The organism is Fibrella aquatica, from assembly GCF_041321135.1.
GTDB classification, from domain to species: Bacteria; Bacteroidota; Bacteroidia; order Cytophagales; family Spirosomataceae; genus Fibrella; species Fibrella aquatica.
On the sequence record NZ_JBGGWF010000009.1, the window covers coordinates 231,346 to 243,055 of the forward strand.

At 53.0% G+C, this 11,710-nt stretch carries 9 protein-coding genes; 7 read left to right on the top strand and 2 right to left on the bottom strand.

Translation table 11 applies throughout. From position 1 onward, the window contains the following. Window positions 1-44: 44 nt before the first annotated feature. From ACAW87_RS19575 to ACAW87_RS19585, 3 genes are all read left to right on the top strand, one after another. A complete protein-coding gene (locus tag ACAW87_RS19575; RefSeq protein ID WP_370725324.1) occupies window positions 45-1,430 on the top strand; it encodes a glutamine synthetase family protein in 1,386 nt (461 codons plus the stop codon). Window positions 1,431-1,535: 105 nt separating this feature from the next. Next, a complete protein-coding gene (locus ACAW87_RS19580) occupies window positions 1,536-2,576 on the top strand; it encodes an aminoglycoside phosphotransferase/kinase family protein (protein WP_370725325.1) in 1,041 nt (346 codons plus the stop codon). A 96-nt stretch (window positions 2,577-2,672) separates the two neighbouring features. Beyond that, window positions 2,673-3,515: a TIGR01459 family HAD-type hydrolase gene (locus tag ACAW87_RS19585; protein WP_370725326.1), complete on the top strand. Its 843-nt coding sequence runs from the start codon at window positions 2,673-2,675 to the stop codon at window positions 3,513-3,515. Between the two features lie 126 nt (window positions 3,516-3,641). Here ACAW87_RS19585 and dinB read toward each other — a convergent pair whose 3' ends face one another. Continuing rightward, window positions 3,642-4,697 (bottom strand): DNA polymerase IV, encoded by a 1,056-nt coding sequence (dinB, locus tag ACAW87_RS19590; RefSeq protein ID WP_370725337.1) that lies wholly within the window; start codon window positions 4,695-4,697, stop codon window positions 3,642-3,644. Window positions 4,698-4,955: 258 nt separating this feature from the next. On the opposite strand from dinB, the gene ACAW87_RS19595 reads away from it, so the two are divergent. Then, window positions 4,956-6,650 (top strand): AMP-binding protein, encoded by a 1,695-nt coding sequence (locus tag ACAW87_RS19595; RefSeq protein WP_370725327.1) that lies wholly within the window; start codon window positions 4,956-4,958, stop codon window positions 6,648-6,650. Window positions 6,651-6,750: 100 nt separating this feature from the next. On the opposite strand, the gene ACAW87_RS19600 is transcribed toward ACAW87_RS19595, so the two are convergent. Beyond that, a complete protein-coding gene (locus ACAW87_RS19600) occupies window positions 6,751-7,176 on the bottom strand; it encodes a LytR/AlgR family response regulator transcription factor (protein WP_370725328.1) in 426 nt (141 codons plus the stop codon). Between the two features lie 224 nt (window positions 7,177-7,400). Between ACAW87_RS19600 and ACAW87_RS19605 the strand changes: the two genes are divergently transcribed. The 3 genes from ACAW87_RS19605 to ACAW87_RS19615 are packed head-to-tail and all read left to right on the top strand — an operon-like array spanning window position 7,401 to window position 11,627. After that, the gene (locus ACAW87_RS19605; RefSeq protein ID WP_370725329.1) at window positions 7,401-8,216 is read left to right on the top strand and encodes an MbnP family protein; all 816 of its coding nucleotides are present in this window, start codon (window positions 7,401-7,403) and stop codon (window positions 8,214-8,216) included. A gap of 18 nt (window positions 8,217-8,234) precedes the next feature. Next, entirely contained in the window at window positions 8,235-9,326 is a 1,092-nt protein-coding gene (locus tag ACAW87_RS19610; RefSeq protein ID WP_370725330.1) for a cytochrome-c peroxidase, read from the top strand. 39 nt (window positions 9,327-9,365) lie between these two features. Beyond that, window positions 9,366-11,627: a S9 family peptidase gene (locus ACAW87_RS19615; RefSeq protein ID WP_370725331.1), complete on the top strand. Its 2,262-nt coding sequence runs from the start codon at window positions 9,366-9,368 to the stop codon at window positions 11,625-11,627. Window positions 11,628-11,710 lie beyond the last annotated feature (83 nt).

Below are 11,710 nucleotides of genomic sequence, written 5' to 3' on the forward strand. Positions count from 1 at the left end.
CACTCTTTATCTTTAGCGTCTCCGACCAACCTCGCTCAACGCGCATGGACGCTACGCAACTACTCGCCTACCTCGACGAACACGATATTCCGAAAATCAAATTCGCCTTTGCCGATATCGACGGCATTCTGCGCGGAAAGATCATCAGCCGCGAAAAATTTCGGGCCGGTCTAACCGAAGGTTACGGGTTCTGTGATGTTGTTTTCGGGTGGGATAGCAATGACGTTGCCTACGATAACGGAACCATTACCGGCTGGCATACCGGCTATCCCGACCGCCCTGTACGCATTGACCTGGGTACGTTCCGGCGTATTCCGTGGGAAGGTGACTTGCCTTTTTTCCTAGCCGACTTCAGCGGTGGCGATACCGGTCGCGAAGACCCCACCACTGCGTGGCAAGCCGTGCCCGCCTGCCCGAGGTCATTGATGAAGCGCATTGTGGCGCAGGCCACCGAGATGGGTTACCGAGCCGAAATGGCGCAGGAATTCGAATGGTTCAACTTCCGCGAAACGCCACACACACTGGCGCAAAAAGACTTCCGGAATCTGACACCCCTTACGCCGGGCATGTTCGGGTATTCAATTCTCCGTCCGTCTATGGAAAGTCAGTTTGTCGACGATCTGTTCACGCTGTTGGGTCAATTTGGTATTCCGCTCGAAGGGCTGCATACCGAAACGGGGCCGGGCGTATACGAGGCCGCTATTCACCATGATTCGGCCCTGAAAGCCGCTGATAAAGCCGTCTTGTTCAAAACGGCGGTAAAAGAAATTGGCTACCGGCACGGTGTTCTGGCTACGTTTATGGCCAAGTGGAACGCCGATCTGCCTGGATGTAGCGGACATATTCACCAAAGCCTGTGGTCGCCGACCGACGGAACCAACCTGTTTTACGATGCCACATCGCCCGATAAATTAAGTATCATAGCCCGTCAATATATAGCTGGTCAGCTGTACTGCCTGCCGCATGTTTTGCCTATGTATGCCCCCACCATCAACAGTTACAAACGACTGGTCGAAGGCGCCTGGGCACCTACTACGTTAACCTGGGGATTCGATAACCGGACAGTTGCCATGCGTGTATTGAATCATGCCGAGGCTTATACTCGTGTAGAGATGCGCGTACCGGGCTCTGATACCAATCCGTATTTGGCTATGGGAGCCGCTCTGGCCTCGGGTCTATATGGTATTCGCCACGGCCTCTCGCTCGACGTACCTGCCACGACGGGCAATGGCTACGAAAACGTTACCAATGGTCGCCTGGCTCCCAACCTGCGTGAGGCAACGTACCTGATGCGCGACTCGGCCATTGCCGCTGAACTTTTCGGCGGGGGCTTCGTTAACCATTTCTGCCAAACCCGCGACTGGGAACACCGGCAGTACGCCAGTCAGGTAAGCGACTGGGAATTGAAACGGTATTTTGAACTCATTTAACCTCACCCCCAACCCCTCCCCGTTAGGGAGGGGAGACGCTTGGCAAAGTTGCTGAGCATTGCCTCCCTCCCTAACGGGGAGGGGTTGGGGGTGGGGTCATTCGTTATGCGCCTCATCGACTATCCTTCTATCATACGCCAGGCCTGGGCCGCGTTCGACCCCACGCAGACGGTGCAGGCTGTGGAAGACATCAGTGCCAAAGTATCGACCAACCATGTTTTTCGAATCACCCTGGATTCGGGCGATCGGGTGATTGCTAAATTGTCGTATTTCGGAAAATTCGAGCACTTTAAAGACGATCATCGTATCATTCACGCGCTGGCCAACAACTTGCTGTACCCCTTCGAGAATGTGTTGGCGAAGTCGCTTATGAAGAACGGGCAGGTATTTGTGTACCGGCATCAGAACGATTCGGTGGACGCATGGGTCGTTTTTTACAATCCGATACGTACCCAGCAACGAATGCCCCGCCGCCTCGACGAAACGCATATCCGCAAGTTGGGAACCGAAATCGCTAAATTTCATCTAGCCTGCGCGCGGGCATCGTCGGTGTTGCCGAAGTACTCGAAAACGCTCCGGTCCGATGTTCAGGGCCTGCTCGATTTGCTGGATACCGAAGCCGGGAAATTTGAACACCGTATGCACGAGGGGACGCTGCGGAAACAATGTCAACTGTTTCTGGAAAACCGGAAGAAGCTGGTCGACAAAACGGTAGAGACCATGCCCGTTTTCGTAGACTGGAACATCGGTAACTTCTCGGTCACCGACGATCAGAAACTATTCTCGCGCTGGGATTATGACTGGTTCAGAATCAGCTACCGGGTCATGGATTTCTACTTTTTTAGCCGAGTTTGCTCCGATGCGGGCGACAGAACGGTATTTTCGTACTACATTGGTCCTATGGCCGAAGAACGCTTTGGGTGGTTTTTGGAAGAATACCACAAAGTGTATCCCCTTACCGAGCGCGAAGTGCGTTTTCTGCCCGAAGCCTACCGGTTCTTTATCCTGAACTACGTGATCAAGTATGGCCGGTATTTTTTTCATCGCACATACGCTACCAAACTTCAGCGCGAAGCCTACGATATCTATTTTCCCTCGATCGACACCTTCGATGTAACGCCGATTCTGAATCGGTTAAAACTGTGAAGTTTGTTGTTCGTAGTCTGTGGTTGCGCTGCCAGACTATGATAATTTGTGCCTTCCGCAACGCAACTACAAACTACAAACGACAAACAACGAACGGTGATAAGCTCCTTCGCTTCCCTGATTGACCAGTATAAAGCCGTTTTCTTCGATGCGTATGGCGTACTGAAAAACGCACACGGACTCATTCCCGGCGTTGATCGAACCATTAACGCGCTTATTCAGACGGAGAAACCCTTCTATATTCTGACCAACGATGCGTCGCGCAGTCCGGATCAGCTCGCCGAATCATACGCCAGGTTGGGGTTGCCTATGGTTACCGCCGACCGGATTGTGTCGTCGGGTATGTTGGCGCGGGAGTATTTGCAGTTGAAAGTGAGCCACGGTACGGTGGCTTACCTGGGTACCGATACGTCGGCCCATTATATCGAAAACGCCGATATGCACGCCCTGCCGATCCGGGAGGTAGACCTCAACGATGCCGCTGATATCACCGCGTTGGTGCTGCTCGATGATGAAGGATTCGACTGGAACACCGACCTGAACAAGACTGTGAACCTGCTACGACTGCGCAACATTCCGGTGATCGTGGCTAATACGGATGCAACCTATCCCGTATCGGGTAACCGCGTAGCCGTGGCTATCGGGGGCGTGGCCGACATGCTGGAACGCATTGTTGGTAAACAGTTTATTCGCTTCGGAAAGCCCGATGCCCAGCTATTTATGTTTGCCTTTGACTTGCTGCGCGAACGGATGACGATTGGCAAAAACGAAATTCTGATGGTGGGTGATACGCTGAAAAGCGATATTCTGGGCGGTAATAAATTCGGATTCGATACGGCCCTGGTCCTGACCGGAAACACGCCCGCCGAAGACGTCGATCTGCGCATTAAAGCCACTGGCATCATTCCCACCTACGTCTGCGAATCAGCGGCCGTGTAACGGATAGAGGTCTGGGAATTTAATTCCTAGATGTTAACGTGCAGCGCTTTTGTCATTCCGACCGGTCCGCCGTTGCGGGATCTTCACTAGTAGCAGGCCTTATAGGCAGACAGTTGAAGATGGGCTTTAAAAACCAATCTCCAACTGTCTACCCATGTCATTCCGGTCAATTGAGCCGTCAGTCGATTCCAGGTTGGACAATGATACGCCGAGTAGCCGAACGCCCTTGGGCAGGGGTATTTGGGTACGTAGTAGCTCATGCGCCAGGTACGTTAGCTGAGCTTCTGTGGCAATGGGCGAACCAAAACTGCGGCTTCGGGTTATTTGCTGAAAATCAGCGTATTTGATCTTTAGTGTCAGGGTACGGCCAATACTTTTTAACCGTTGGCAATCCTGCCATAAATCGTTGATCGGCCCCTGTAAACCAGTCAACAGGTCGTCCCAATCGCTGAGATCGGTACTGAAAGTAGTTTCTGAGCCGATGGACTTGCGTTCGCGGTCGGGCCGAACGGGGCGGTCGTCGATGGCGTTGGCAATGGCGTGGTAAAAATGACCCGCTTTCCCAAAATGACGCACCAGAAAAGCTTCTGTTTGCTGGCGTAGATCAAGGCCCGTAGCAATGCCCAACTGGTTCATTTTTGCGGCCGTAGCCGGGCCTATTCCGTGAAATTGCCCCACGCGCAACGTCTCTACAAAGGCAAGGCCAGCGTTAGGTTTTATGACGAACAGTCCGTCGGGCTTGTTATAGTCGGAGGCCAGCTTGGCCAGGAATTTGTTGTACGACACGCCCGCTGAAGCTGTTAGGCCGGTTGCTTCTTTAATGGCCACCTTAATCTCTTTGGCAATCTCCGTGGCCGAAGCCAGTTGCTTCAGGTTATCGGTCACATCCAGATACGCTTCGTCGAGTGATAGAGGCTCGATCAGGGGCGTGTACTCGGCAAAAACGGCTCTAATCTGTTGTGAAACAGCTTTGTATACCTCAAAACGGGGTTTCACGAAGATCAGGTCGGGGCATTTTCGTTTGGCTATACTCGACGGCATGGCCGAACGTACCCCAAATATGCGCGCTTCGTAGCTAGCGGCGGCCACAACGCCTCGTTCCCGCGAACCACCTACGGCAATGGGTTTGCCGCGCAGTTCCGGGTCGTCGCGCTGTTCTACAGAAGCGTAGAACGCGTCCATGTCGACATGTATGATCTTTCGGTGCAAGGAATAGTTTGTTGTTTGTCGTGTGTGGTTTGTCGTTGCGCTACTGATCAAAGTTCTGGCCGATTTACCAGTCACGTTGATCAGCAGCGCAACGACAAACCACACACGACAAACAACAAACTATTCTTTCTTTCAAACCATTCTGGCTTAAATCGTATTTTTGCTTTATAACTTACAATCTCACTAATCGTCAAGCAAACTGGCACGCGATGACGCGCGAGCATTCACGATATGGAGTCAACAACCAACACCCACCCCTGGATTAAGCATTATCCCAAAGGCGTACCGGCCGAAATCAATCCTGATGCGTATCCATCATTGGCGGCGCTGATCGAAGATGGTTGCAACCGCTATGCCGACCGGCCTGCCTATGCCTGTATGGGTAAGCAGATTACGTTTCGGGAAATTGACGAGCAATCGAAGCAATTTGCCTCATTTCTGCAGCACGACCTGGGTCTGAAACCTGGCGATCAGGTGGTCATTCAGATGCCAAACCTGCTGCAATACCCGATTGCGATGTTTGGCATTCTGCGCGCTGGAATGACGGTGGTAAACACCAACCCGCTTTATACGCCGCGCGAAATGCAGCATCAGTTTAAAGACTCGGGGGCTAAAGCCATCGTGATCTTGTCCAATTTCGCGTCTAATCTTGAAAAAATCATTGCCCAAACCGACATCAAGCATGTGATCGTGACGGAGATCGGTGACCGGCTGGGTTTCCCGAAGAAACTGCTCGTCAACGCGGTGGTGAAGTATGTGAAAAAAATGGTGCCGGCTTATAACCTGCCCAATGCCATTTCATTCAACGATGCGCTGAGCCGGGGTAGCCGCCAACCGATGACGCCGCTAACCATCAAAGGTACTGACCGGGCATTTATTCAGTACACGGGCGGTACAACCGGTGTCTCGAAAGGGGCTGTGCTGACGCATCGGAACATTCTGTCGAACGTGGAAGGACAGCACGTCTGGATGGCACCGGCAGGCATACCATCAGGTCAGGGAACTATAGTTGCCGCCTTACCGCTGTATCACGTTTATGCGCTGACAACCAACGCGATGGCGGCGCTGAAGAGTGGCGACATGAACCTGCTCATTACCAATCCACGTGATCTGAACGCCTTTATCGATGATCTGAAGAAATATAAAATCACGGCGTTTACGGGGGTCAACACGCTTTATAATGGTCTGTTGAATCATCCGCGTATCAATGAGGTCGACTGGAGTCATTTGAAAGTTACCTCGGCGGGGGGCATGGCCCTGCAAACGTCGGTGGCTGATCGCTGGCAGAAACTGACGGGCAACATACCTGCTGAAGGATATGGTCTGTCAGAAACGTCGCCGGTGCTTTGTTCAAATCCGGTAGATGGCACATCGCGGGTTGGCACAATTGGCGTTCCCTGGCCTAGTACCGACATGAAGTGTATGCTGGAAGATGGTACTGAAGCGCCTTTGGGTCAACCCGGTGAAATATGGGCTCGGGGGCCTCAGGTATTTCAGGGGTATTACAACCGTCCCGAAGAAACGGCCAACGTGATGGCGGGCGAATGGTTCAAAACGGGTGATATCGGCGTTGAAAATGAAGACGGTTTCTTCAAAATCGTGGATCGCAAGAAAGACATGATTCTGGTGTCGGGCTTCAACGTATACCCAAACGAGATCGAAGAAGTGGTATCGCAGTGCCCCGGTGTGCTGGAGGTGGCCTGTATTGGTGTTCCGAATGCTAAGTCGGGCGAACTCATCAAGGTATTTGTGGTCAAAAAAGAGGAAACGCTCACCGAAGCCAATATCATGGCGCATTGCAAAGAGAACCTAACCGCCTACAAGGTGCCTAAGCAGATCGAGTTCCGTACCGAACTGCCCAAATCAAACGTAGGCAAGATTCTCCGCCGCCCCCTCCGCGACGAAGAAATGGCGAAGCTGAAATAAATAAGAGTTCAATGTCTAAAGTTCAACGTCTAAAGTTGCTCCGCTGATAAGCAGCGCGACTTTAGACGTTGAACTTTAGACATTGAACCTCGAAACCCCATTAATCTGCCAACGTCTGCACCCTTTGCTGAAAACCAGCTAGTTGGCGGAAAAAGCAGCTGGCTTTTCGGCGCGATACATCGATGCGGTCACCGTTGGTAAGTTGTACAGTGAGCTGGTTGCGATGAGGGTTCGATTCTTCCAGGTAAAGCATATTTACAATGTTCTTCTTGTGTGGGCGTGCGAATACGTCAGGTGCCAGACGAGAAGCCATCTTTTTCAACGTAAGCGATACAATGAGCTTAGTGCCGTCGCTAAAATGAAAAATAGTGTAGTTCCCTTCCCCTTCCAGACGTACGATTTTGTGCATGGGCATGGCCTTGCGGTAGCCCCAAAATGGAAGAGTAACGTCCGACATATGGAACAAACGGGTGAGGGCGTCGGGAGTCATACCCGAGCAGACCGAAGCGAAGGTATTCGCGTTCATGATAGAGAAAGTTATATTGTGGATAGATAGAAAGTATTACTGCAAGTTTCACCAAAAGTGACTGATTGTCAATACCCCAATGTGGGTATGTTGCCTACCGCTTGATAAATAGTCAGGTTGTAGCTCCGTCACCGAAAATCGTTCAACAAATCGAAAGGGCAGCAACACGAAAGCCTGTTTTGCCGTTAAGTAAGCAGTAATGTCAATCAACAAATAGCCTTCCTATGCGTCTTCTTTTCGGACTGTTTTTCGCCTCTCTGGCGCTGATATCCTGTAAATCGGATGACGTTGGCTCGTCGGTGGCTAAGGTGGAGGTGACATTCAATAATCTCGTAAACGGAGCCGATCTCTTGTTAGGGACACAGACTTACCAGAATAAATCAGGCGAGTCGTTTACCATTACCAGATTCGATTACTTCGTCAGTAACCTGCGGTTTATCCGGGCCGACGGCTCGGCCTACACCGTTCCGCAGGATAGCAGCTATTTCCTGATTCGGGAATCAGATCCGGCTTCACAGAAAATTGCCATAAACAACGTACCTGAAGGCGACTACACCCAACTCGAATTTATGGTAGGCGTCGATAGCCTCCGCAATACCGCCGATGTAGGCAAACGAACCGGCGTGCTCGACCCGGCTGGCAGCCATACCAGTGGCATGTACTGGGACTGGAATACGGGTTATATTCATCTGAAACTGGAAGGTACCTCGCCGCAGGCCCCGCTCAATGCCACCGGTACCCAAAATTTCCGGTATCATATCGGCTTATTTGGCGGCTACCAGACCCGCACGCTGAATAACACCCGACTGGTCCAAGTTGGTCTGCCAGCTATTAATGTTAATAGATCACTGCTAAGAATCGGGGGGGGAGAGGTCATTGGCATGAGCGTTGATGCCGACGCGGGCAAACTGTTCGACGGTCCTACATCCATTCGGATTGCTCAATATCCCGAAGTGATGGTGTCGCCAGTATCAGCTACCATTGCTACTAATTACGCCAGTATGTTTTCGATTGGGAAATCTGTATCCGTGCTTAAGTAACGTACCTAACTAGTTGCCGTGAACGCCACCCGTTTGTGTGTCCTGTTGTGTAGTCTGGCCCTTTGGGGTTGGGTAGCTTCGTGTGGGCCAAAAGAAACGACCGGCACGGAGGTTAAACCCGAACCAACACCCCCAACTGGTACGCCTTACACCTGGACTAAACCAGCCAATTTCCCGGAGCCCGTTTACGATTTTGAAAACAATCAGCTAACAAAGGAGGGCGTAGCCTTGGGGCGTACCCTGTTCTACGACGCCATGTTATCGAAAGATGGTACAATCTCCTGCGCGTTTTGTCATTCGCCATTTACCGCCTTTTCGCATACCGACCACCCGCTCAGCCACGGCATCCGCGATCAGACTGGCACCCGCAACGTACCCGGCATTTTCAACACGGCCTGGCAAACGTCTTTTTTCTGGGATGGCGGCATCTTTGACCTGGATCTGTTGCCCATTTCGCCCATCCAAAACCCCGTAGAAATGGGTGATTCGCTGGGAAATGTACTAAAGAAAGTCAGAAATAGCGGTCGGTATCGGCCCCTTTTCCGTGCGGCCTACGGCACGGATTCTGTTACGTCCGAGCGTTTTTTGAAGGCATTATCACAGTTTATGCTCACGATGGTATCGGCTAATTCGGGCTACGATAAGTTTGTCCGGAAGGAAGCCAATGCGGCCCTCCCTGCGGCTGCTCAACGCGGTCTGACGCTGTTTCAGGCTAAATGTGCCAGTTGTCATAAAGAGCCGTTTTTCACAGATCAGAGTTTCCGAAACAACGGGCTCGCCAAACTCACAGGCGCTAAATTCGACGATCTGGGGCGTGGTGCCATATCGGGGCAAGCGGCTGATAACTACAAATTTCGGGTGCCTAGCCTACGTAACATCGAGTTTACCCCGCCTTACATGCACGACGGGCGGTTTTCTACGCTACAACAGGTGCTGCGCCACTACGCCACCGGTGTGCAGGATACCCCCCAGCTCGACCCGTTGCTAAAGCAAAACGGCCAGGTGGGCATTCCCATGACCCAACAGGAGCAGAACGACATTATCACGTTCCTCCTCACGCTGACTGACTACTCCTTCATCAGCAACCCCGACCTGCAACCCCTGCGGTGATTTTGTCTGAAAAACGCGGTTCGTGGAATATCTTGCGGGATGCAACACCATCAACACCGCTACCTGCTTCCGCTACTTCTTTTGTGGGCCACATTCGCCAGCGCCCAGTCATCCAGTAAAATTTTGGTTACCGACCTCACCCGCATTAAGCAGGTGACTGGTATTCAGGTATCGCCTACGGGCAAACAGGCCATTTACGCGCTGGCAACGATCGAGCCGCAAGTCGATCAGCCGCTCGAATACGATTACCGCACGCACATTTACCTGACCAGTTTACAGCCCGGCGATGCCAAGGCCCTAACACGTGGGGCTGAAAGTGCCCGTCAGGCAGTGTGGTCGCCCGATGGCAAGCAGATTGCCTTTGTCAGAACTGTTCGCGGTAAATCGCAGGTATTTGTGATGCCGCTCGATGGGGGAGAGGCTTACCAGCTGACGACCCTGGCCTACGGAGCCGGGAACCCCGTGTTCTCGCCCGATGGTAGGCAGATTTTGTTCACCACGTCAGTATCGTTTCCCGAAGTACTGGCCGACTCGGCTCTGAATCCGGGTGGGCGCGGGCCGCTGTGGTCGCTTGAAAAACCGGGTATGACGGCCGCTGACCTGCTGCCGAAGAAAGATGCCCCCAAAGCGAACCCCGATGGCACGCTGGCCGAAATCAGAGCGTACCTGGCTAAGGATGTAGATGATAAGAAAGCAAAGGTTATCACCCGCCTGAATTTTCAGGGCGAATCGACCACCGAACCGGTGATGAGTTTCGTGCATCTCTACGTGGTCGACGTGCGTGAGGGGGCCAAGCCTAAGGCACTCACACGCGGTTTTGCATCGTACCAGTCCGGGGTTTGGTTGCCCAATGGTCAGTCGGTACTTGCTGTAACCGATCGCGAAGCTGCCCAGCACCCCGACCGTGAACTCGACAATGCTATTGTGGCGATTGCGGCTGATGGCTCCGGTGTAGTGACGCCTGTATTGAGCGAAGCTGGCAAGTCGTTTAGTGCGCCAAACCCATCGCCAAACGGCCTGAAACTAGCGTATCTGGTCGGCAATTCGCGGGGTGTTGGCTTTTCGAATCTGGCTCTGGCCGATCTGAACGGCATGGCGGTCAGCAATGCCAAAACCGTTGACTTCGACCGGGCGGCGGGCAATTTCGTGTGGGCCAATGTACCTGCACCCACTACCGGCCGTAAAACGCGGCCGTCGGCAACCCCGCTGAAGCAGGGCGGGCTGTACCCAGCCGACGACCTGGCGCTTTACTTCACGGCCAATGCCGATGGTGGTATTCCTCTGTATCGGCTTACAATTCGTACCAACGTCATCGATCGGTTAACTACGCCCGAATCCGGTGTGACTAGTTTCGACGTGGGTGGGAGCAGTATTGTATTTGCCAAAACCGAAGTGGCTGATCCGTCGGCGATGTACATCGCTTCACTGGAGGCCGCGTCACCGAAAAAACTACTCGCTCCCAATGCCGACTGGCTGGCGGGGAAAACGCTCAGCTACCCAATGAAAGCGGTTTATACCAATTCAAAAGGGCAGGCTATTGATTACTGGATTATGAAACCTGCGGCGTTTGTAGCCGGGCAAACATACCCATTGGTGTTGAACATGCACGGCGGACCAACCGCCATGTGGGGCCCCGGCGAACCGTCGATGTGGCATGAGCACCAATACCTCTGTGCGCAGGGCTACGGTGTTGTGTACGCCAATCCACGCGGATCGGGCGGCTACGGACAGGCGTTTCAGCGGGCCAACTACCGCGATTGGGGCACCGGTCCGGCCGAAGATGTTTTGGCTGCGGCTACGGCTGCCGCGCGTGAACCCTGGGTCGATACCACGCGGCAGGTCATTACAGGTGGTTCTTACGCGGGTTACCTCACCGCCTGGATTGTTGGTCACGACAACCGCTTTAAGGCTGCTTTTGCGCAACGCGGTGTGTATGATCTCACCACGTTCATGGGCGAAGGCAATGCCTGGTCACTGGTACCGAACTACTTCGGGCTACCCTGGGAAACCGGCGCTCAGGCGGTGCTCGATGCCAATTCGCCCTATTCGTTCGTGCAGAACATCAAAACGCCGTTGCTGATCAAACACGGCGAGAACGACCTGCGCACGGGCATTATTCAATCAGAAATGATGTACAAGAGCCTGAAAGTGCTGGGTCGACCGGTCGAGTATGTTCGGATGCCCGGCGCTACCCACGAACTGAGCCGCACCGGCAACGTCCGGCAGCGCATCGACCGTATGCTCCGCATATACGAATTCTTCGAGCGATTTGTAGGAAATAACACCGGGAGAGTGAAGTAGAAAAAGGAGTTAAACACAGAGGGGTCCGGCCTCCCGGTGCCAGGTACACAGAGTTTCGCTACTTCTCTCTGTGTACCTGGCAC

Excerpts from the sequence above, each read along its gene's own strand:
- ACAW87_RS19575 (WP_370725324.1), top strand. The coding sequence starts at position 45 with ATGGACGCTACGCAACTACTCGCCTACCTCGACGAACACGATATTCCG.
- ACAW87_RS19580 (WP_370725325.1), top strand. The coding sequence starts at position 1,536 with ATGCGCCTCATCGACTATCCTTCTATCATACGCCAGGCCTGGGCCGCG.
- dinB (WP_370725337.1), bottom strand. The coding sequence starts at position 4,697 with ATGGACGCGTTCTACGCTTCTGTAGAACAGCGCGACGACCCGGAACTG.
- ACAW87_RS19595 (WP_370725327.1), top strand. The coding sequence starts at position 4,956 with ATGGAGTCAACAACCAACACCCACCCCTGGATTAAGCATTATCCCAAA.
- ACAW87_RS19600 (WP_370725328.1), bottom strand. The coding sequence starts at position 7,176 with ATGAACGCGAATACCTTCGCTTCGGTCTGCTCGGGTATGACTCCCGAC.
- ACAW87_RS19605 (WP_370725329.1), top strand. The coding sequence starts at position 7,401 with ATGCGTCTTCTTTTCGGACTGTTTTTCGCCTCTCTGGCGCTGATATCC.
- ACAW87_RS19615 (WP_370725331.1), top strand. The coding sequence starts at position 9,366 with ATGCAACACCATCAACACCGCTACCTGCTTCCGCTACTTCTTTTGTGG.